General features: G+C 38.7%; 20 protein-coding genes and 5 pseudogenes. 15 read left to right on the forward strand and 10 right to left on the reverse strand.

The genetic code is table 11. The annotated features are described in order from the left end of the window. Positions 1 to 26 precede the first annotated feature (26 nt). The 8 genes and pseudogenes from AC07VD_RS11030 to AC07VD_RS11065 all read left to right on the forward strand — a co-directional run. Positions 27 to 1,331 (forward strand): ABC transporter substrate-binding protein, encoded by a 1,305-nt coding sequence (locus AC07VD_RS11030; RefSeq protein ID WP_252403117.1) that lies wholly within the window; start codon positions 27 to 29, stop codon positions 1,329 to 1,331. Between the two features lie 12 nt (positions 1,332 to 1,343). Then, positions 1,344 to 2,282 (forward strand): carbohydrate ABC transporter permease, encoded by a 939-nt coding sequence (locus AC07VD_RS11035; protein WP_101169747.1) that lies wholly within the window; start codon positions 1,344 to 1,346, stop codon positions 2,280 to 2,282. After that, complete coding sequence (locus AC07VD_RS11040) at positions 2,279 to 3,127, forward strand: carbohydrate ABC transporter permease (RefSeq protein ID WP_124058725.1); 849 nt, start codon at positions 2,279 to 2,281, stop codon at positions 3,125 to 3,127. Before AC07VD_RS11035 ends, AC07VD_RS11040 begins: the two co-directional genes overlap by 4 nt. Before the next feature lie 32 nt (positions 3,128 to 3,159). Further along, the gene (locus tag AC07VD_RS11045) at positions 3,160 to 4,416 is read left to right on the forward strand and encodes an MFS transporter (RefSeq protein WP_124058726.1); all 1,257 of its coding nucleotides are present in this window, start codon (positions 3,160 to 3,162) and stop codon (positions 4,414 to 4,416) included. After that, positions 4,409 to 5,908, forward strand: coding sequence for a glycoside hydrolase family 32 protein (locus AC07VD_RS11050; RefSeq protein WP_160831890.1), 1,500 nt, complete (start codon positions 4,409 to 4,411; stop codon positions 5,906 to 5,908). The genes AC07VD_RS11045 and AC07VD_RS11050 overlap by 8 nt, the downstream gene beginning before the upstream one ends. Further along, positions 5,883 to 6,874: pseudogene (locus tag AC07VD_RS11055) on the forward strand (carbohydrate kinase family protein). The gene AC07VD_RS11050 and the pseudogene AC07VD_RS11055 overlap by 26 nt, the downstream one beginning before the upstream one ends. A gap of 74 nt (positions 6,875 to 6,948) precedes the next feature. Then, entirely contained in the window at positions 6,949 to 7,509 is a 561-nt protein-coding gene (locus AC07VD_RS11060) for a sugar O-acetyltransferase (protein WP_130572615.1), read from the forward strand. A 212-nt stretch (positions 7,510 to 7,721) separates the two neighbouring features. Further along, positions 7,722 to 7,847, forward strand: a pseudogene (locus tag AC07VD_RS11065) (baseplate J/gp47 family protein); the annotation flags it as partial. A 60-nt stretch (positions 7,848 to 7,907) separates the two neighbouring features. On the opposite strand, the gene AC07VD_RS11070 reads toward AC07VD_RS11065, so the two are convergent. The 4 genes and pseudogenes from AC07VD_RS11070 to AC07VD_RS11085 form a co-directional block, all read right to left on the reverse strand. After that, positions 7,908 to 8,471 (reverse strand): cysteine hydrolase family protein, encoded by a 564-nt coding sequence (locus tag AC07VD_RS11070; protein WP_015251614.1) that lies wholly within the window; start codon positions 8,469 to 8,471, stop codon positions 7,908 to 7,910. Positions 8,472 to 8,701: 230 nt separating this feature from the next. Then, complete coding sequence (locus AC07VD_RS11075) at positions 8,702 to 9,073, reverse strand: DUF2568 domain-containing protein (protein WP_101169803.1); 372 nt, start codon at positions 9,071 to 9,073, stop codon at positions 8,702 to 8,704. Positions 9,074 to 9,118: 45 nt separating this feature from the next. Beyond that, complete coding sequence (locus AC07VD_RS11080) at positions 9,119 to 9,274, reverse strand: hypothetical protein (RefSeq protein ID WP_174245731.1); 156 nt, start codon at positions 9,272 to 9,274, stop codon at positions 9,119 to 9,121. Between the two features lie 136 nt (positions 9,275 to 9,410). Next, positions 9,411 to 9,552 (reverse strand): annotated as a pseudogene (locus AC07VD_RS11085) (sigma-70 family RNA polymerase sigma factor); the annotation flags it as partial. Between AC07VD_RS11085 and AC07VD_RS11090 the strand changes: the two are divergent. Then, positions 9,551 to 9,670: pseudogene (locus tag AC07VD_RS11090) on the forward strand (TetR-like C-terminal domain-containing protein); the annotation flags it as partial. The pseudogenes AC07VD_RS11085 and AC07VD_RS11090 sit on opposite strands and share 2 nt — an antisense overlap. A 230-nt stretch (positions 9,671 to 9,900) precedes the next feature. On the opposite strand, the gene AC07VD_RS11095 reads toward AC07VD_RS11090, so the two are convergent. Beyond that, a complete protein-coding gene (locus AC07VD_RS11095; RefSeq protein WP_086344116.1) occupies positions 9,901 to 10,404 on the reverse strand; it encodes a DinB family protein in 504 nt (167 codons plus the stop codon). A gap of 225 nt (positions 10,405 to 10,629) precedes the next feature. Then, positions 10,630 to 11,484, reverse strand: coding sequence for an aminoglycoside 6-adenylyltransferase AadK (gene aadK / locus AC07VD_RS11100; RefSeq protein WP_216996082.1), 855 nt, complete (start codon positions 11,482 to 11,484; stop codon positions 10,630 to 10,632). Positions 11,485 to 11,887: 403 nt separating this feature from the next. On the opposite strand from aadK, the gene AC07VD_RS11105 reads away from it, so the two are divergent. From AC07VD_RS11105 to AC07VD_RS11120, 4 genes are all read left to right on the forward strand, one after another. Next, complete coding sequence (locus AC07VD_RS11105; RefSeq protein ID WP_167559431.1) at positions 11,888 to 12,931, forward strand: nitronate monooxygenase; 1,044 nt, start codon at positions 11,888 to 11,890, stop codon at positions 12,929 to 12,931. 348 nt (positions 12,932 to 13,279) lie between these two features. After that, positions 13,280 to 14,077: a glutamate racemase gene (murI, locus tag AC07VD_RS11110; RefSeq protein WP_024571555.1), complete on the forward strand. Its 798-nt coding sequence runs from the start codon at positions 13,280 to 13,282 to the stop codon at positions 14,075 to 14,077. 458 nt (positions 14,078 to 14,535) lie between these two features. After that, positions 14,536 to 15,243: a YrpD family protein gene (locus AC07VD_RS11115; protein WP_015483480.1), complete on the forward strand. Its 708-nt coding sequence runs from the start codon at positions 14,536 to 14,538 to the stop codon at positions 15,241 to 15,243. 568 nt (positions 15,244 to 15,811) lie between these two features. Beyond that, entirely contained in the window at positions 15,812 to 15,889 is a 78-nt protein-coding gene (locus tag AC07VD_RS11120; RefSeq protein ID WP_072175780.1) for a YjcZ family sporulation protein, read from the forward strand. 326 nt (positions 15,890 to 16,215) lie between these two features. Here the strand turns inward: AC07VD_RS11120 and AC07VD_RS11125 are convergent, their stop codons facing one another. The 3 genes from AC07VD_RS11125 to AC07VD_RS11135 form a co-directional block, all read right to left on the reverse strand. After that, complete coding sequence (locus tag AC07VD_RS11125; RefSeq protein ID WP_342819570.1) at positions 16,216 to 16,785, reverse strand: flavin reductase family protein; 570 nt, start codon at positions 16,783 to 16,785, stop codon at positions 16,216 to 16,218. 549 nt (positions 16,786 to 17,334) lie between these two features. Continuing rightward, the gene (locus AC07VD_RS11130; RefSeq protein ID WP_124058742.1) at positions 17,335 to 18,183 is read right to left on the reverse strand and encodes a MerR family transcriptional regulator; all 849 of its coding nucleotides are present in this window, start codon (positions 18,181 to 18,183) and stop codon (positions 17,335 to 17,337) included. A gap of 509 nt (positions 18,184 to 18,692) precedes the next feature. Further along, a complete protein-coding gene (locus AC07VD_RS11135) occupies positions 18,693 to 19,025 on the reverse strand; it encodes an MmcQ/YjbR family DNA-binding protein (protein ID WP_024571552.1) in 333 nt (110 codons plus the stop codon). A 370-nt stretch (positions 19,026 to 19,395) separates the two neighbouring features. Here AC07VD_RS11135 and AC07VD_RS11140 point away from each other — a divergent pair. Both AC07VD_RS11140 and AC07VD_RS11145 read left to right on the forward strand, forming a co-directional pair. Further along, positions 19,396 to 19,687, forward strand: a pseudogene (locus tag AC07VD_RS11140) (phospholipid phosphatase); the annotation flags it as partial. Positions 19,688 to 19,739: 52 nt separating this feature from the next. Continuing rightward, positions 19,740 to 19,868 carry a hypothetical protein gene (locus AC07VD_RS11145; protein WP_286673100.1) on the forward strand — a complete coding sequence of 43 codons (129 nt, stop codon included), beginning with the start codon at positions 19,740 to 19,742 and terminating at the stop codon, positions 19,866 to 19,868. 63 nt (positions 19,869 to 19,931) lie between these two features. Here the strand turns inward: AC07VD_RS11145 and AC07VD_RS11150 are convergent, their stop codons facing one another. Next, positions 19,932 to 20,687, reverse strand: coding sequence for a metal-binding protein ZinT (locus AC07VD_RS11150; protein WP_217003057.1), 756 nt, complete (start codon positions 20,685 to 20,687; stop codon positions 19,932 to 19,934). Positions 20,688 to 20,725: the final 38 nt, after the last annotated feature.

The following is a 20,725-nucleotide window of genomic DNA, read 5'->3' on the forward strand; positions in this document are numbered from 1 at the left end:
ATTTTTGTACAAAAGGAGGGAAATTAATGAATATGAAAAGGTTGATGTTAGGAAGTTTGTCGTTGCTGCTCATGTTTGCAGTCTGGGGTTGTAACAAAAGCGAAAGCGCAAATAGCAGCGGAAAGAAAACGGTTACAATGTGGGTGCACGTATCGGATGATAATGAGGAAGGAAAGGTTTATCAAAAGCGGGTGGATGCTTTTAATAAAAAGTACGCTTCAGAAAATGTCAAGGCGAAAATTGAATTCATTCCCCGAAGCGGCAACGGTGGAGGTTATGAAGACAAAGTGAATGCGGCACTAACAACGAACACCCTGCCTGATGTCATCACTTTGGACGGACCAAATACTGCGGCTTATGCGAAATCTGGCGTTATTGCACCTTTGGATGAGTTTATTAAAGACCAGGATGATTTATTGCCAAGTATTAAGCAGCAAGGCACCTACCAAGGGAAACTGTATGCCATCGGCGTCAGTGAATCGTCGGTCGGCATCTACTATAACAAAAAAATGCTTAAGGATGCCGGGGTTGATTTGAAAACGCTACCAACAGTGAAAGATCCTTGGACATGGAAAGAATTTCTTGAGCTTTGCGAAAAGCTGAAAAATAAATACGATAAACCAGCCATCGATATGCAATTACAGTCAAAAGACGAAATATTGTCTTATGCGCTCTTACCGTTTGTTTGGTCAGCTGGTGGGGATATTCTTTCAGAAAACGGGAAGAAAGCGGATGGCGTCTTTAACAAAAAACCAACAGTTGAAGCGATGACGTTTATACAAACGATGCTTAAAGAGGGCTACACAACACGCACCCCTGTCAAACAAGCGTTTGAAACGGAGAAATACCCGATGAAGATGAGCGGCGTGTGGACAATAACCGATCTGAAAACAAACTTTCCCAACGTCGATTATGGAGTGATGCCGTATCCTGTATCGCCAAAAACCAAAAAGCTCGTCTCTCCTTCGGGAAGCTGGCAGTTCGCAATGACACAAGCGTCTGAAAATAAAGAATGGGCAGCAAAATTAGTAGATTGGATGACTAATAAGGAATCCAATATCGAATTGAGCCGATCAATCGCCGCCCTGCCTGTACGTTATTCTTCAGAGAAAGTGCTGACAAAAGAATTTTCTGATGAGATGAATGTCTTTATGCAGCAACTGAAAGAAACAGGCCATGCACGTCCGGTGACACCGGCATATCCGCAGGTAACTCGAGCATTTCAACAAACAATCGATGATATTAGCTTTTATGATCAAAATCAGGATATTCAAAAAGTGCTGGATACACGTGTAAAAGAAATGCAATCTGCCATCGATAAGGCAAACTAGCAGGTGGACGCCATGAATAAAACAATATTGAAAGAGACTAGACCGGCCTTGCCAATAGAAAGAAAGACAGTGAATAAAATACGCTGGCGGGAAAACGCAGTCGCATATATGTTCTTAGGACCGGCGTTGCTTATTTTATTAATGTTTCTTGTGATTCCTTCTATCATGGCTGTGTACTACGCATTTACAGATTACTATTTGTTGACGCCTGATTTGCGTAAGTTTATTGGCTTTGATAATTTCATCAAACTTTTTCAGGACCCAATATTCTTAAAAAGTTTGGGCAACACCATAAAATTTGTTGTCTTATTGATACCGTTACAGATCGGGGCAGCACTTGGGCTTGCCCTCCTATTGAATAAAAAGCGCAAAGCCAACGCATTTTTCAAAGTCGCATACTTTAGTCCTGTCGTCATGTCACTGGTTGTCATCTCCGTTTTGTGGATGTACTTGCTGAATCCGAATGAAGGTATGATAAATAATATATTGGCGCACTTCGGTCTATCACCACAGCCTTTCTTGACGAGCCCTAAGCAAGCAATCTTTACGATCGTTGTCGTTTCCGCTTGGCAGGGAGCAGGTTTTCAGATGCTCATTTTTTTAGCTGGTTTGCAAAACATTCCCGAGGATGTCTACGAGGCGGCACAATTAGATGGTATGAATAAATGGCAGCGTTTTATTTACATTACATTACCATTGTTAAAACCGACATCTGTTTTTATCTTTATCACAACGCTGATCAGCGCGTTTAAACTCCTTGTTCAGCCCATGGTCATGACCCAGGGCGGACCAGTCAATTCAACGATGACCGTTGTCTATTATATTTATCAAACTGGATTTACCGATCGGATGGTCGGATATGCAAGCTCGATCGCGCTCTTGTTTGGAACGATTATTGGATTGGTGACACTTGCACAACGCAAGCTGGTTAAGGAGGATGAAGACCATTGAGACGTAAGTTCGGGCCTTTGACAATTCTGGAGTATACGTGTCTTGCTTTGCTGGCCGTTCTATTTATCTTTCCGCTAATTTGGATGATTGCATCTTCCATGAAACCGGAAGCGGAAATTTACAACAATATGAACAGCTTTAAAGCGTTTCTGCCCTCTCTTCATCTGGCAGAATGGTTTTCGTCCTATAGGGAAGTGCTGACTCGGTTTGATTTGCTTATGTATATTGGTAACAGTCTTTTTTATGGTTTGTGCGTAGCAGTTGGATCTGTTGTGATTAACGGAATGGCAGGGTTTGCATTCGCCAAGCTGCAATTTTCAGGGAAAAAGATGCTCTTTGGCATTTTGTTGGCGCTTTTAATTGTGCCGTTTGAAACGATTTTAATCTCACAGTTTACAATTATTCATAAAATCGGTCTGGTCGATACACGCCTTGCCGTTATTTTGCCGGCATTAGCGGGGGCATTCAATATTTATCTGTTCCGAAACTTTTTCATGGCAATTCCGGAGGAAATGATTGAATCGGCCAAGCTTGACGGGGCAAATACATGGCAAATCTTCTGGCGGATTATGATACCGATGTCTAAACCAGCTGTAGCAACTGTCGGAACCTTAGCCTTTATCGGCAGCTGGAATGATTATATTTGGCCGCTAATGGTTTTGACGGATAAGTCGAAATTTCCGATTCAAGTTGCGATTACAGCTATCAACAGCACAGAGCCTGTCTACACAAATCAAGTTATGGCTGTCTTGACGATTTCCACCATCCCATTGATCTTGATTTATATTGTGGCTCAGCGCTACATTTTGGAAGGTCTTAGCGGTTCAGGAACAGGTATTAAGTAGATATCAATGTTGGGTTAAAAGGAGCTGTAGAAATGAAAGGCTCAAAAAGTCTGTATTGGAAACTGAGCGCTTATCTCTTCTTTTTCTTTTTTACCTGGTCTTCCAGCTACTCTTTGTTTGCGATTTGGTTGGGACAGGAAGTCAAATTGAATGGATCGGCGACTGGGATCATCTTTTCTGTAAACGCTATCTTTACTTTATGCATGCAGCCTTTATATGGCTTTATCTCTGATAAACTTGGGCTGAAGAAAAACATATTATTTATGATTAGTATACTTATTGTTTTTACCGGGCCGTTTTATATCTTTATCTACGGGCCGCTTTTACAATATGATGTCTTCCTCGGCGCCATTGTCGGTGGTATTTATTTAGGAACTGCTTTTCTTGCGGGAGTTGGCGCTATTGAAACCTATATTGAAAAGGTCAGCCGAAAATATCAGTTCGAATACGGCAAGACAAGGATGTGGGGTTCACTTGGCTGGGCGGCAGCAACTTTTTTTGCAGGACAGCTGTTCAATATCAATCCGAATATCAATTTCTGGATTGCCTCCCTTTCAGCAGTCATATTGGTGGCCATTATTATGTCCATAAAAATTGAGATGACAGATTATGATAAGGAAAGAGCGGATTCGATCCGATTAAAAGACGTAGGAGGACTTTTTCTATTAAAAGACTTTTGGTTTTTAATGTTGTACGTAATCGGAGTGACATGTGTGTACGGCGTCTATGATCAGCAATTCCCGATTTACTACGCTTCTTTATTTCCCACTTCAGCTATGGGGAATCAAATATATGGATATTTAAACTCATTTCAAGTATTTATTGAAGCGGGCATGTTGTTTTTAGCCCCCTTTATTGTTAATAGACTCGGTCCTAAAAAAAGCTTGATTCTCGCGGGGCTTTTAATGTCTTTCCGTATTATTGGGTCTGGAATTGTCATCGGGCCGTTCGGAATTTCGTCGATGAAACTTATTCATGCTTTAGAATTGCCAATCATGCTGATTGCGATTTTCAAATATTTAGCCGCGAATTTTGATACACGGCTTTCATCAGTTCTTTACCTTGTCGGCTTTCAATTTGCATCTCAAGTTGGTACATCGATTTTCTCCCCGATTGCGGGAGGTTTATACGATAGTATAGGTTTCCGTCACACTTATCTTTTCATGGGAACCCTGGCTTTGTGCTTCACAATTATTTCAATTTTCACTTTATTAGATTCGAAGAAAGGTGTTGCGTATACTCAGCCTTTTCGAAAAAACAGATATAGAGAGGATGTCACAAATGGATAGAATCAAACAGGCAGAGGAAGCGTTGAAAAAAGCGGAGGAAAAGATGAACACACGTTATCGATTAGGGTACCATATTATGCCTCGGGCAAACTGGATAAATGACCCGAACGGGCTTATACACTATAAAGGAGAATACCATGTCTTTTATCAGCATCATCCGTATGATGAGAATTGGGCACAAATGCATTGGGGCCATGTAAAAAGCAAAGATCTCATTCATTGGGAACATCTCCCGGTCGCTTTAGCCCCTGGTGACTCTTTTGATAAAAGCGGCTGTTTCTCAGGAAGCGCGGTAGATTATAATGGAAAACTTGCTTTAATTTATACAGGGCATAATGTGATAGATCAAGAGAAGGACATTTTCTATCAAAATCAAAATATCGCTGTCAGTCAAGATGGGATCGTGTTTGAAAAGCTTCAGGAAAACCCTGTCATCGCGAAACCGCCGGAAGACAGCTCCCGCCATTTCCGCGATCCTAAAGTATGGAAGCATCGGGACAGCTGGTATATGGTAGTCGGTAATTCAACGAAAGAAAACGTCGGGCGAGTTATTTTATACCGCTCGCCTAATTTGCGAGATTGGGAATACAAAGGTGTTCTTGCCCAAAGTGATGGAAATCTCGGCTATATGTGGGAATGTCCTGACTTCTTCAAATTGGGCGACAAACATGTCTTGCTGATTTCTCCTCAAGGCATTGAAGCAGACGGTGATTTATATAAGAATTTACATCAAACCGGTTATTTAATTGGAGAATATGATGATGAAACAAACGAATTTGTGTACGGTGCTTTTACAGAGCTGGATTACGGCCATGACTTTTATGCTGTACAAACGTTATTAGACGATAAAGGACGCAGAATTGCCATAGGCTGGATGGATATGTGGGAGTCTGAGATGCCGACAAAAGCCGATGGATGGTGCGGTGCTTTGACATTGCCGAGAGAATTAACATTGCGGAAGGATCATAAAATTTTAATGAATCCTGTGGAAGAAACTAAGTTGTTGCGAAAATCAAAACATCTGGATTGTGCTAATCAGTTGATTTCAGGGGGTTACCTGGCAAAAACAGACGAAGAGCTTCTTGAAATTCAAGTCGTATATGACTTAAGAGATTGCAGTGCCGAATCAGTAGGTTTGAAGATTCGCGGCCTTGAAGAAGAAGAAACAGCTATCAAATACAGCATAACTGATCAAAAGCTCTCACTCGATTGTTCTAAAATGGGGAAATCGCGAGACAGTGTGAGAAATGCGCCGCTAGAAGCAAATGGAAAGCTGACACTGCGTATATTTATTGACAGATCCTCGATAGAAGTATTCGCAAACCATGGAGAAATAACGATGACTAGCCGCATTTATCCGAAAAAAAATCGATTGGGAATTGAGCTTTTTTCTGAGAAAGGCGTTGTAAGGGTTGAGGAATTCACTTATTGGACTTTAAAAGACATCTGGAAGGAAGATGAATCACTTGAAAAAAATATTTTGCATCGGTGAAACACTGGTTGATTTCATTCCAGTCAAAAAGAAAAGGCTTTACAAGATGTCACTACCTTTGAGCGCGTTGCCGGCGGTGCGCCAATGAATGCGGCAATCGCAGCTGCAAAATACGGCGCGCATGCCGTCATGCTGACGAAGATTGCTAACGATCATTTCGGGGATTATATAGTTGGCGTACTTAAAGAAAATGGCGTAGATACCTCTTATATTATTCAAAGCGATGAAGGTGAAACCGGATTGGCATTTGTATCTGTAGACAAGTCTGGGGAAAGGAGTTTCCATTTTTATCGAAAAAATGCCGCCGATTTGCTGCTTTCACCGGATGAATTGATGTCAGAAAGGTTTAATCAAGGAGATATGCTTCACTTTTGTTCAATCGATTTAGTTGACAGTCCAATGAAACAAGCCCATATCAAAGTTATTGAGGACTTTCAAAGAATAGGTGGAATCATAAGCTTTGACCCCAATATCAGGCTTCCTTTATGGCCTGATGAGGCAAGCTGCCGTGAAACGATTCAGAGGTTTCTGCCTCTTGCGGATATCGTAAAAGTGTCTAATGAGGAGCTGCAGTTTATCACAAACATTGATAACGAACAAGAAGCGGTCACATCGCTTTTCACCGGACTTGTTAACGTCGTTGTTCTGACAAAAGGTAACAACGGTGCGGCGATTTATTTAAAAAATGGCGAGTCGCACAAACATAAAGGGTTTAAAGTCGCTGTTTCGGATACAACCGGTGCGGGTGATGCCTTTATCGGCGGTTTTTTATCTGAATTGATGTCAATCGGCATATCAAAGGAGACGCTATGCGAACAAATAAGTAAACATCACCGACGCTTGCTCACGTTTGCAAATGCAAGCGGGGCTCTCACTGCTTCTGTAAAAGGAGCAATTCACGCTGCACCGGGCAGACAGCATGTACTGAACTTTATTTCTGCTAGGAAGGAAATCCAAGAGAAATAAGAACTTAGAAATAATCCACTCATATTACTATCTCTTGCAAGTACCAACTTTTAAACATAACAAGGGTGATATTAATGATAAAAGAAAAAGAGAAAATGTTAGCCGGAGATTTATATGATCCGTCGGACTCCGAGTTAGCAAAAGACAGACAAACAGCAAGACAACTTGTTAGAATTTACAATCAAACTACAGAAACTGAAATAGTTAAACGGGTTAATTTATTGAAAAAGTTACTTGGTTCATCTGGAGAAAACGTATATATGGAACCCAATATTAGGTTCGACTATGGGTATAACACTTATGTAGGTGATAACTTTTTCGCAAATTTTGATTGTACAATTTTAGATGTATGTGAAGTGCGATTTGGTGACAATTGTATGCTTGGCCCTAGTGTACAAATCTATACGGCAACACACCCCCTTCATCCAACAGAACGCAATTCAGGGTTAGAATATGGAAAACCCATTACTTTTGGAAATAATGTATGGATCGGAGGAAGCTCAGTCATTAATCCAGGAGTTACGATAGGTAACAATGTGGTTATTGCTGCTGGTGCTGTTGTTACTAAAAATGTGCCAGATAATGTTATAGTTGGGGGCAATCCAGCTAAATTAATTAAACATCTCGAAATATAATACACTAGCGTTTTGATCCACAAAGGAGTTTGATTCTTAAATCAGTAAGGCTTTATTTTGTTTCATCAGCTGAAACCATCATAAAAAGACTGTAAAAATGGACCTAAAATGAGGTAACTGAATGTACCTCTCCTCTCCCCTTCTTCTACAGAAGGGGTTTAATTGTCAGCCGTCCCATATAACTTAATGAATCACGTTTTCAATGACACAACAAAGGCGAAGGGCAGGCATGGGTGCCTTTGTTATGTGGAAGTGCGGTTTGGAAAGAAATTGAGATTTCAGCCGAGGTGCTGCCTGTGGTTAATAGTTCTATTGAGCAAGTAAAGCATGAAATCGAATTAAAGCGCCCTTCCTATTGGAAAGACGCCTGCCGTTTTACTGTGCCAAAATGTTTTTCATCAGTGAGTTTTTATAAAATCATTTATTAATTGATCAGTTGTCAATATTGTGGCAAATTCATCATGCAATGTAGCTAGAGATATATTATGAATAGTCGCCGCATCATAATATGTATCATTTTGGTCTCTCATTCCGAAGGCTGCTGTTGCATCTGAAATCAGGTATGTATCAAACCCTAAATTACCACTCATTCTTGTGGTGGTTGATACACAGTGAGGCGTGGTTAAACCAGTTATGACTACAGTGGTTATTTCATTTAATTTTAAGAATTCTTCTAAATTCGTACCAATAAAGCTGCTATTTACTGTCTTGGTTATAATGACTTCTTCATCCATAGGCTTAACTATTTCCTTTATCGCAAACCCTTCATTCTTTGGATGGAATAAAGAATGAGGTTTATCAGAAGTGTGTTGTATGTATATGACTGTCCATCCTTTTTCTCTCCATAATTTTAGTATTTTACTAATGTTTTCTTCCGCCTTTACGTTATTCCGTTCCCCCCATTTTTTATCATCGAAGGCTTTTTGTACATCCACAATGATTAAAGCTTTCTTTTCTTCCACAAGATACCCTCCTACGTAGAATTTCTATTTATTACTACATTCTAAATACAAATTTTACTTTTGTACAATTGTTTAATGATGAATTTCAAATGAGCGCCTTCTTTATTGAAAAATGCGTTCTAAACTGCAACTGTGCCCAAGCCGTTAACCTTCAATAATCTAATCTGAGAATCACTGGCTCTACAGAGAATGATAAAAAGCACTCAAATAACGAGTGCCGAAATTAAAAACTATTGATTTAGAAGCCATTTGATACGCTCAGCTGAAAAGATGTAGTGGAGTATTATTAGACATAAAAAGACAATACCAACTGGTTTTAAATGACTAAAATAAAGCGCTGCAACAGCCATTGCAAAGATCAATAATTCAATAACTAACCTTGTTACCCCGTTTACAGCTATTACAGTTTGTCCGCTTCGACTAGGATCATGAGGTACTGCAAATACAGACCAGACAATCATAACTGCAATAGGTAAAACCAAAGTTAAAACATATTTAAAATAACCATTAAAGCTTATCCAAGCAAACACCCCTAAGGAGATTAGTGCAGCCATTTCAAGGGTGAATCTTAAAAGTAAATTAGTCTGATTCAGTTTTTTCAACTCCTCTATAAAAAACACCCCCGTAGGAGATGCTCTTTCTCTGCTTTATTTCAGCGTATAAAAACTTTTCTGTTCTTCCTCTTTAGATTTTATTGTAGTTTTCGGCGAGATTACCTCTACTTTTGAAGAGATGATACCGACTGCTGCTGTTACCAATGCTCCGATTAATAGAACGATGATAAGTATAATGAAATATGACAACTTTTCCCCTCCTATCCAGTTAATTATCCAAATAATCAGGAAGTTGTCTACAATTTGCAGAATTTGTCGAACGAAGTAAAGAATATACCTTGGAGGCTTTACTCATTGTATGAATTACAGTAAATAAATTGCCTTCCCTTTTGAGAAGACGTTCCTCTCTTATATCCATTTGTTGCAACTTAGCTAGACTCTTCCAATAGGCTTCCTTTTGGCGCAGCTGCTTCTAGTCCAAATTGAGCAACACCTGAATGTTTCATTGGAATTTCTGAACCATAGATCGAATTTGTTGCAAATGCATACGTAGGAGTAGTCGAATGGCGGTTGAAAAATGCAATGCCTTACCCACCTCGAGTGATGGCAGAAAAAGCGGGGGTTTTGTTAGAGAGGAATCTATAGATATGTGTATCTAGAAGATTAGACAGCATTAAAAATTATACTTACATCGTTGGGAATAGGCCAACAATAAAGCAGAAGAACGTTGTCATTTGAAGTGTTTGGAATAAAAATGATTCGAATATGTTCTTATCATTGGTAAACGAACAAAAAAAGAACATGTTTTGAAAAAAGATAGATCAAAACATCTTCTTATATGTTGTCATAGCGTAACTTTTTTATAAAAAGGTTGATTACATTTTCGGGGCTTCCAAACCAAATTTTACCCATTCTTCTTTTGCTGGACCATAAATACCTGGAACAGTTAAACCTGCTTGTCTCATAAGAACAGTCATTTGTCCCCGATGGTGATTTTGATGTTGAATCAAAAACATCAAAAGTGAACCGTTAGGCAATTGTTGCCCGATAAAGTTGATACGTTCTTGAAGTGTATGGTCAGTCCATTGGGTTTTTAATGCCTGTACAAATGCATTACTGGCTTGATGATAGCTGTCAGCTATAAACTGAGCCGAAGTTGGAACAGGATAATCTTCAGCTGGGGCATGGAACGTTAAGTCTGTGTTTGAGGTAATGATGCGAATGGCAGCAACAGTATGCCAAGCAATACGGCCTAGAGTCCAATTTTGTGAAGTTATTTCTTGTTTAAGTGATTCATCAGTTAGACTATTTAATAGTTTCTGTGTAGCATCTGCTTCGAACTCCCAAGATTTCAAAAAATGGTCTAAGGTTTGGAACACAAAAATCCTCCTTTACATTCTTTTATTTTTTTAATGTGCCTATAGGTTAATTATAATGCTTCGTTTCGTTAAAAAGAACAAAAATTTCGGACAAGAATAATCATAGTAAAATGCGTAGACATTCTTAAACGTAACGATTTACGCATCTTTTTACAAACATCTGACTACTTGGTCTCCATTGTCAGCGAGAATCAAATATCATATGAAGACAATCCTATATTCTTATCACTTTACTGAGCAATAAATACCTTCCGTATACTTAGTGATACCTTCATCGTAATCAGGATACTTATATGCAAGACCTTCTGATACAGCTTTTGAATACTTTCTAAATAATGCATAGCAAATAAATAAAGACTTCCACATTTCCTGATACCCATTCACAGAATATGTAGACATGAGTTCCTCCCATTCTTTATTTGAAAGGTACCGTTTCATAAATTTATAGTTCTTCCCCATACTAAATGAATACCCTTTCTGAGATGCGATATGCCAAGCCATCATTCTCAATAAATTAGGACGTACAATTTCATTTAAATGGTCAATGGCAAAAAGGATTTCATTTCTTGCTAATCCTTTTACTACGTAAGTCGAAACCATCCAGAACTCATTACAGCAATCATCAAATTCCCTTGCAGTCGGCTTTTTCATCCAGTATTGGCGATCATTTGGGGTCACTTTATAGTTGATGAACGAATCCTTATCGAGCAAGACCTTAACCAAACCATCGTTATTAGCAAAATAATCTTCTGCTTCATGAATTGGAATAAGGGTTAGATCTAATTTGTTGCCATCCTCAAAAAGAATAATGTATGAAAACCAATTACCTAATTCGGGAGGAAAAAGCTCCATATCTTCTGGTTTTTGCATCATAATGCGCTTCCCAAAGATTTCGAGCCACTGATCATTTTCTTTAAAAGAATCTACATCAGTTACAAAATACGAGATGTCATAATCTTGGAAGTTGTCAGGAGGGATATTTCTGTTTGTACGTGACCCTTCCAAAGTGACCAATCGGATTCTCTCATCGTTCAAAGCAAAGTCCAAAAAAATGTCCATCATTTCCTGTTCACTTCGCATTACATGTTCCTCCGTTTCAGCCTTAATATCTAACTGTAAAACCGAATATTGATCTGTACGTCTTATAGATTTTTTTACTCTTGAATGTGATGTATTCTTCTAAGCTTTATTTTACATGATGTTCTCCTATATAACATTCAAAATTAAGATGCAAGACATCTCAAAATCAGATATCAACTATGACGGACTTCATGAATATTCAGTTGTTACAGGTTTTTGTAGAGCCGCCATGGGACGACACTATCTTTGACACACTTTAATCCCCCTGCTTTATCGACATGTTAACTAGCATGAGAGATTGACAAAAAGAAGGAAAACGATATATTTAAGCGAATACGAGTTTTTGAGTAAACTTAAAAATGACACTTTTTTCAAAAATCATGTCTTAACGGGGGGATTCGGTATGAATGAATTTATGAAGAAGTTTTCCTTAACAAAACCGATTATTCAAGCTCCAATGGCTGGCGGTATTACAAAGCCCCGACTTGCATCTGCAGTTTCGAATCAAGGTGCTCTTGGCAGCTTAGCATCGGGGTATCTTACGCCAGACCTACTAGAACAACAGATAAAAGATATGTTTGAGCTGACAGACGCTCCTTTTCAAATTAATGTGTTTGTTCCGCTAGGTCTAGAGATGCCGCCAAAAGATCAGATTAAAAAGTGGAAAGAAAACATACCGTTAGCTAATCAAGTAAATCAATTCACATCTGTACAAGAAGAGTGGGATGACTTCTATCAAAAAATTGATCTAATTTTAAAATATAAGGTTAAGGCTTGCTCATTCACTTTTGATCTGCCGCCTGAAGACGCAGTAAAGGAGCTAAAAACCGCTGGATGCTGTTTAATAGGAACCGCTTCAACAGTAGAAGAAGCATTGTTAATGGAAGAACGGGGAATGGATATAGTAGTCCTTCAAGGAAGTGAAGCCGGTGGACATCGCGGAGCATTCTTACCTTCCAAAGGTGAATCTGCCGTAGGTTTAATGGCTCTGATTCCACAAGCAGCAGATGCACTGAGCGTACCTGTCATAGCTGCTGGGGGAATGATAGACCACAGAGGAGTAAAAGCGGCTTTAACCCTTGGAGCCCAAGGAGTTCAAATCGGTTCTGCCTTTTTAATTTGTCACGAGAGTAACGCACATCCAGTACATAAACAGAAAATACTAGAAGCAAACGAAGCAGATACAAAGCTTACGACATTATTTTCAGGTAAAGAGGCCAGAGGAATCGTAAATAAATGGATGGAAGAAAAAGAACAGTTTGAGACACAAACCCTTCCGTATCCTTATCAAAATACACTAACGAAGGCAATGAGACAGCAGGCTTCACTTCAAAATAACCATGATCAGATGTCTTTATGGGCAGGTCAAGGGATACGGTCATTGACTGAGGAAATTTCGGTTAAGCAGCTTTTAAATCAGCTTTGCCAAGAGGATATAAAAATATAGGCGCACCTCATTGATAGAGCAAAAAGCAAACTTCGACAGGCAGTTTGCTTTTTTTTCGTAATTTCATCCACTGACTCTGGAAATCTAAATACTCCTACATTTTCAAAGCTAATTTGAATCGGGTTATCAATCATCACATTGATACGATGCGATCTTGATAATTTCACCACAACCACAATACATTACCAACATTTCGATCTTATCTCCCCTTCTCCAGTTTTGCTCCCTATTCGAATAATCGATAGCTCCCATATTAAATTTGAATAGTAAAATGGTTCTTTTTCGTTTGATTCAGATGATATAAAGTCATATGATAAAAAAAGAATGAGACAGAAAGCGTGAGAAGTGATGAAAATAGGATTTTTTGATTCAGGAATTGGTGGCATGACTGTATTGTATGAGGCCATAAAAGTTCTTCCTTATGAAGATTACATTTTTTATGCAGATACGTTAAACGTTCCATACGGTGAAAAATCAAAGGGTAAAGTTAAAGAATATATTTTCAATGCAGCTAAATTTCTGGCCAGTCAAAATATCAAAGCTCTTGTTATTGCGTGTAATACAGCTACTAGCATTGCGATAGAGGATCTTCGGAGAAACTTCGACTTTCCGATAATCGGAATCGAACCCGCTGTAAAGCCTGCTATAAATAAATGTACAGAGGAAAGAAAAAGAGTTCTGGTAGTTGCTACTAATTTGACGCTTAAAGAAGAGAAATTTCATAATCTAGTTAAAGAAATTGATCACCATGACCTTGTTGATTGCTTAGCTCTTCCAGGACTAGTTGAATTTGCTGAGAACTTTGATTTTAGTGAAGACAAAATCATTAAATATCTAAAGAACGAACTATCTTCTTTTGATTTGAAACAATACGGAACGATTGTGTTAGGATGCACTCATTTTCCGTTTTTCAAAAACAGTTTTGAAAAACTGTTTGGGATAAAAGTTGATATGATTTCAGGCAGTGTCGGTACTGCAAAACAGTTGAAAAAAGTTCTTGCAGATCGTAACCAGCTTGGTAAAGGATCGGGCTCAATCACCTTTTTCAATTCAGGCCAGAAAATTGTGGACCAAGAAATCATATCAAAGTACAAAAAATTGTTTGAAATATTAGATGAAAATCAAAGGAGTCGTGTTGGACATTGAATGTAAGGGGCTCTGGTTATAAACAATTTTTCAGTAAATTTATAAAAGGGAGAAGTATGAATTCGGGTTTGTTATCCAATGTAAATGAAAAAGACAGTCTCCTGAAGGGAAACATGAACTAAGAAGCGGGTTGAAAAAGCCCACTTCTTTTCTAACAAACAATTGAGTTATGCACACATATCTGATTACAGTGTTTTCGCTCTTTCCCCTCTTATTTCTACCCCATCTCTATAGCTTTTCTATTACAATAAAGCACAAGTATCGATTGAAAAGTTATCGTAACATGTACACTTCACAGGACATTTTTCGAGATTGCGAATCGACCGTTTGCCAGATATACATAGTCATAATGTGTAAATTCTGTGTCTATTTTCATGTTTATCATGGAATTATTTTCATAATGTTTTATAATACAAGATGATAACGCTTTCTAATTATAATGATAGGGGGAAATAATGATGATGAAAAAAGGACTGCTTGCGGGTGCGCTTACGGCAACTGTGCTTTTTGGCACATGTGCAGTAGATGTGCCGGGTATTATTAGCCCAAAAACCGCAGAAGCTGCATCACAGCTAACTGATGGAATCGGCGGGAGGGCTTACTTGAACAGCACTGGTGCCATTTTTGTTACGAAAATCCAGCTTCCTAGCTCCATTCAGGTTTCAAATGGGACAGCCTATATCTACTCTGGCTTTAGCGGAGGCACAGAATCCGATATCGGGTTTCAGTACAGTGATAAATATAACGTATGGAAACCATATATGAAAGTCGGTTCAAAAGGACAGGATCAGGTTCAGTACCTCGAAGGAGGAAGCCAATTCACGAATACGAAAGGCTTCCGTCCCGGCAGCACCGTACAACTTACCATCTACAAAAACCTTAACGGCAATACACGCGCTACATACTGGGGCACAAACAATGCGGGATACAACGGCCGTCTCATTTCAGAGATCAGCAAAACAAATGTCGGCTCCATCTCCAAATGGAAAGCGCTCGCTACAGTTGCTACAACAGGGTCACGCCAATCTATCAAATCAAACTTTTCTACATCTTTTACAAACATCACCATCGACAACAAAGCAATAACACCTGTAATTGATACACAAGACTTCGCTAAAGTAACAGTCTCAGGCAACAGTGTCAGTTTATCCGTTGTGAAAAATTAAAACATGTTAAACATACAATGCATTAGGCTATTGAGAAGCTCTCGATCGTCTTAAAGGGGGCTTAACATGCCCCTTTTTTCATTTCAATTTAACTTTCAGTTAGCTTCGGTACATGCCGTCTATCTCCGTCTTTTATCTGGGTGAAGTAAGGAGCAGCTCGCCCCTTCTGAACCTGTTCCATTTGCTCAACGCAAAAGGTGTGCATCACTGTCTTAAAAATGTTAAAACAAATGGCAGATGGTGCACTTTATTTTTAGATGAGGCATGCTTACGCTCGATATGCAAGTCAAATGATTAAGGGTCTGCAAGAGAGAGAAGTTTTGGGTGTAGTTCCATAAAAGGGGAGTGTCTTCATATAGCTCGATTGCACCAGGAAGTGCCGAGAACAACACATCACTTTGAAACGGATTCATTCCAAAATGATAAGAATGATCCAATAACTAATAAAGATCAGTTAGCAGTCCAGCCTTAGGCTAAAAAATATTTTTACATCAATTAAACTAGCATCACTATCGAATAAGCTCGATCTGCATATCATGTACTATCCTCTTTTAAGGAAGGTGATGTTATGAGGTCATTTCCATTAATTGTAGTTCTATTCATCCTATTAATCATCGTTGGGACATCTTTCTTTGGTGGCTATTAAGAACACACCTTACCTCATATCCATCAGACGCCATAAGAAATCTTTATGGCGTCTGTTTTTTATTAGATTTAAACAAAACCATTAAAGTGGGGCCATGCAAACACACCTATGGAGATTACTGCCACGACTTCTTTGTGAGGGAAATATTCTTCCCTTTATGGACTATTGTCGATCAAAAGAGAAAGTTGAAATACCTTTTTATGGTGAGATGAATCGAGGCTTAGACATATAAAAAACCGCAAAGCTTTCTTGAAGAAGCTTTGCGGTTTTTGGGTCTCTTTTTTGCTTCATATAAGCCAATAGATTTCAAGCGTAATCCACTGGTCTCAATCCGTTGTGGGATCAAATGCGTGTTGACGTTCCTCTGCTTTGCTGTTTAATATTCGGTAGCTCGATTTTCCAATGTGAAGCGGAATATCCAGTTTTTCTAAATCTGGCATTCCATTTTTCAGGAAAAGCTCTTTATCTTGATATCTCTGTAAAACTTCACCCACAATCCACTCTTGATCGCCCAACGTGGAAACACTGTGTACTTTACACTCATAAGCAAAATAAGCATCAGTTAAAATCGGCACCTCGGCTTTTAGCCCTTTTTCGTATTGAATATGAAATGCTTCAAACTTATTTATATCTCTACCACTATGGGTGCCTAATGCTTGAATTAATCCCGAACATCTCCCTGGAAGAAAATTCACACCGAAAACACCACTTTTCTCAATCATTTTGTAAGTATATGTCTCTTTGTTTACTGATATCCCATACATTCCTGGAGAAGATCCAATGTACGTATGCCACCCAGAAGCCATTGCGTTTTTTTCACCTTCATATTGAGCCGTAACTACAGCTACCATTCCAGGGTAGGCGTACCAAATTGGTTCATCTATCGGTGCTCTCATCTTCATCGCTCCTTTTGTCTAAGATTTAATTTTTATTAAAATTTGAGATGCGGCAAAACAACAATGATAAAAGCTAACCCAGCAAATTAGAAGTACATGAGCATGGTGGTCAGGGACTGAGGTGTCAGGGTGTCAATCAACTGATAATAAAGCAGTATCTCCATCGTATGTTTTGTTTAAGTATGCAAAGGAGCAAGCTCTACACCGCACGCTCCGCCAAAAACGATAACACGATCAGGGCTGTGCTTTTGAATTAAACTTTAGGCAGACCGAGCTTGCTTTAATCAAAAACTCCTACCAATAATCCCCTGCTCTTTTTCAAGATCCGCATCAAAATCGACAAGTACATCTTCAAATGGGCCATTCGTTTTGGGAGCAAGCCAGTTTATTAAGTGTGCTCCGAGTACGTAAGGGGTGTTACCGCCTTGCCATTGCGGCATGAGTAACCGAAGCGCTTACCTTCTTTCTTTGTCATTTTATACATCCTTCCTTTCATGAATGAATATGATGAACAAATCATAAACCCTATAGCAGCTATAGGGTCAAGGGTTAGTTATTTTTTAGCACTCTTAATTCTGTAAGGAAGTTTTCTTCTCTTAATGAGTTATAGTCGATTGGAAGAGAAACTTGATATACTTTTCCATCCGTTTGGATGCCGTGAGATTCAATATATTGATAAAGCTTTTGATAATACTCATCATAATTTTTTGCAGACCAATTAAATGCAATACATACATATTCACCAGATGGGATCGTATCTAACCTCATGTTTTTTTCTCCTATGTCTATTTTTTTCCCACTGCAAACAGTCGTATAAATACTATTGCAACAAATTTCACGAGAATCCTTATAGGGCTTGAAATCATAAATGAATCCATAATAGTTATCTATTACATCTCCTATTTTTTCGACAACGTCAGCCAGCTTTCTGTAATACAAATCGGATTGATTATGAGGATTAACTTGAGGCGTCTCTACTTTTAATATTGTTTGTTTATCTATATACCGAAAATAAACGAAACCTTCATCTTTTTTACTGCATATTTCTAATTGTTCATTAAGCTGTTTTCGTCTCCTATGAAGTAATTGACGAGCACGTTCGAGCTTTTCCATTTCTTGCACAATAACGCTTTCTTTCTCCTCAAGAAAGTGTTGCATATCTTCTGGGGTGCAAGTATATGAGCTGAAACGCTTAATTTCTTCTAGAGGTGTCCTAATATATTTTAGATACTTGATAACATCTAAATAAAAGAACTGTTTGACATGATAATACCGATAACCATTATCCTGATCTGTATAATAAGGCTTGAAAATTCCGATCCTATCATAATAGCGCAATGTTTGAATTGAGATGTTATTTAGACGGGCTGTTTCGCCAATTGTAAAATATTCCTTCATCCATCTCATCCTTTCGTCTTAGCTCTAAGAATTCTTTCTTCACTATACACGGTAACCTTCAAAATCTTAACTGAGCAATCTTGAGATCAATCTGTTATCTTCTTTTTCGTTTTCTTAAAAAGATCCGCCAAGAAATGATCTTTCCAGTTTCATAACAATTGCATGTTAAGCAGGAAAAGTATTGACCCTATCGTCACAACAGGGTTTATGATTTGTTACGCAATTTTAAAATAGTTGGAAAAAGGAGGGGGAGTATCTGTCAGAAGATGTTTAAAGTATCTACTGTAGCTCGTCGCTGAGTTTATGAGGTAGTCATTCAAGGCTGACAGGCATAGATGATGTAAATGGGTCGTTACATATATTTGAACTTTTTAAAAAGCTTACTCCTTAAAAAGATTAAGCTTTTTTCCTTTCCAATGCTCACCTTATAGATTCCATATCAAGACGCAAGGCTCTTGCAGCACTTCAAGGCTTTACATATTACATCCCCTCTCCCTCGGGCCTGTCGCTTACTTGGTTTTAGTTAACATGTAGCTTTGTGTTATCATATCGTATATGTCTTTATCTGGGACAGTTCCGTCAAGAATGATAGAATTCCAATGCTCTTTATTGAGATGAAATGCTGGAACGACCGAAGTGTATTTCTGTCTCCAAAAATCGAGAAAACCGGGTTCGCACTTCACATTGACCCAAATATAATCATCTTTTTTAAATATCCACGCAAATACCTTTCTGTTTTCTATGTGTCGCATTAACGTCCAATTTTTATCACGAAACGGGTAATCTTCATATACATTTTTAAAACTCAAACAATAATCAATTGCTTCCTCTCTATTTTTCATTGCTTGCCTCTCCTTCTACACATAAATAACTGCCTAAAGTTTTTTCTTTAGCGATTGATTTCCTCTACTTTATTTAACAATAATGAATATGTGAATAAAAGAACTATGATTAACAATTTGCAGATCGGGCAGTAAATTAAAAATTCAGTTGCTTTTTTCTGAAAGCTACTTTAGCTATTCGGGCGCATTGGACAAACAGAGGCTTTCGTTGGTATCCCTGCCTTTCTTCGTCAATCCGCTAGCCTGTTTACCGGCATCATCAACCGATAAACATAAACAAGCTGGCAGCAATAAGCACCAGCTTGAAACATATTCTTTATGAAGTGGCTCCCCCAACTAATCAATTGCCTCTTGTTGGATGCCAACATTCATTGCAGAACGCCGTACTTTCAGAGAGGAAAATGCCGCATATTTTGATATCGCAGAAACCAGAGCTACAGTGTAATTGACGGTCTTGGTCCGCTTATCGATGTATATCGAATGAAGGCGGGGGCGACGACAACGATTAACAGGGTCCCGGCAAATGCCACGATGAAAAAATATAATGATAAAGGAACCAATTCCGGCAGCACGAGCTCCAGTCTCGGCAGCATCGTGAGTTTGGTCAATAGTTACGCGGACCCTATTCTTCAACGAACCCGGCTAAGGGATATTTTCACTTTGTTAATGCAATAACGTTGTTTTATTAATGTTTTGTTTATTTTTTAGGAGTCAATGAAAAAGAAGTTACCGCTGGCGGAGAGAGAAAACAGACAAAAAGCTGCTGGCGAAGAGTCAGCAGCTAACACAGGAGCATTTAAGCATTTCACCTCTATAAAGGACAGGCGCCATTTTCCACAGTGATAAATGGCTGTTGCAGAACAGCTTTATGATAAAAGAACACCATACTTCATAGAGTAATCATCATTAATGAGCCATCATCTCATGGGCAATATCGTGTCCATCCATTTTTGACGGGTAGTAGGTAGGCCAGTTTTTGACTTCATCAAGTAAAGCTTCACGGTCGTCCCCCCAATAGAGATGGTAATGACTAGCTTTAGTCGGGTAAATACTATGATCACTAAACTGAATATACTGAGGCAGCCCTTCTGCTTTTTTAGCTAGTTTGAATATGTATCTTACCCCTCTATTGCCCGCATCATAGGTGAGAATTTCGTACCCGTCATACGTATACTTACCAGAATATTCTTTTCCATTTTTGAAGAACGTTACAGTATCTTTCTGGATTACAATACGGTCAACATCTGTTTGATAGCCCTTTTTATAATACTCTTTATATTCTTCAGCTGTCTTGCCGCCTTCGTGTTCTGATTTATATGAAAACACTTCGTCAAGAGTACCATCTTGCAGGTATGGATATACAGATTGCCAATCTCCTTTCCAATCAGAAAGTAAGCGATCCTTTACTTGGCTGTTTTTAAAATAGCCTTCATATATTTTTTCTGTTTCTTCATCATGCGCATGACTATGATCGTGAGAATGTTCGTGTGTATGACTTTCAGATGTTTGCTCTTGCGTTTTGGAAGAGTCTTCTTCAACTGCTGAGGATGATGTTGTTTGATTAGACTCACCTTTAGATGAACCGGAAGTCTGACATCCTGCCAATACGAGTAATGAACCAATCGTTAATATGCCTAGCCGCTTTGAAAATAAAATGTTCATTCCAACACTCCTTTTTATTAAATCGAAAATATTACGAT

The sequence above is a fragment of the Bacillus sp. GW821-FHT01G09 genome (assembly GCF_059422205.1).

What these genes read in the sequence shown, in the direction of transcription:
- AC07VD_RS11045 (WP_124058726.1), top strand. Translation starts at nt 3,160, where the DNA reads ATGAAAGGCTCAAAAAGTCTGTATTGGAAACTGAGCGCTTATCTCTTC.
- AC07VD_RS11150 (WP_217003057.1), bottom strand. Translation starts at nt 20,687, where the DNA reads ATGAACATTTTATTTTCAAAGCGGCTAGGCATATTAACGATTGGTTCA.
- AC07VD_RS11135 (WP_024571552.1), bottom strand. Translation starts at nt 19,025, where the DNA reads ATGAAAAATAGAGAGGAAGCAATTGATTATTGTTTGAGTTTTAAAAAT.
- aadK (WP_216996082.1), bottom strand. Translation starts at nt 11,484, where the DNA reads ATGCGAAGTGAACAGGAAATGATGGACATTTTTTTGGACTTTGCTTTG.
- AC07VD_RS11130 (WP_124058742.1), bottom strand. Translation starts at nt 18,183, where the DNA reads ATGAAGGAATATTTTACAATTGGCGAAACAGCCCGTCTAAATAACATC.
- AC07VD_RS11145 (WP_286673100.1), top strand. Translation starts at nt 19,740, where the DNA reads ATGAAAAAGAAGTTACCGCTGGCGGAGAGAGAAAACAGACAAAAAGCT.
- AC07VD_RS11050 (WP_160831890.1), top strand. Translation starts at nt 4,409, where the DNA reads ATGGATAGAATCAAACAGGCAGAGGAAGCGTTGAAAAAAGCGGAGGAA.
- AC07VD_RS11060 (WP_130572615.1), top strand. Translation starts at nt 6,949, where the DNA reads ATGATAAAAGAAAAAGAGAAAATGTTAGCCGGAGATTTATATGATCCG.
- AC07VD_RS11115 (WP_015483480.1), top strand. Translation starts at nt 14,536, where the DNA reads ATGATGAAAAAAGGACTGCTTGCGGGTGCGCTTACGGCAACTGTGCTT.
- AC07VD_RS11105 (WP_167559431.1), top strand. Translation starts at nt 11,888, where the DNA reads ATGAATGAATTTATGAAGAAGTTTTCCTTAACAAAACCGATTATTCAA.
- AC07VD_RS11030 (WP_252403117.1), top strand. Translation starts at nt 27, where the DNA reads ATGAATATGAAAAGGTTGATGTTAGGAAGTTTGTCGTTGCTGCTCATG.
- AC07VD_RS11120 (WP_072175780.1), top strand. Translation starts at nt 15,812, where the DNA reads ATGAGGTCATTTCCATTAATTGTAGTTCTATTCATCCTATTAATCATC.
- AC07VD_RS11035 (WP_101169747.1), top strand. Translation starts at nt 1,344, where the DNA reads ATGAATAAAACAATATTGAAAGAGACTAGACCGGCCTTGCCAATAGAA.
- AC07VD_RS11125 (WP_342819570.1), bottom strand. Translation starts at nt 16,785, where the DNA reads ATGAGAGCACCGATAGATGAACCAATTTGGTACGCCTACCCTGGAATG.
- murI (WP_024571555.1), top strand. Translation starts at nt 13,280, where the DNA reads ATGAAAATAGGATTTTTTGATTCAGGAATTGGTGGCATGACTGTATTG.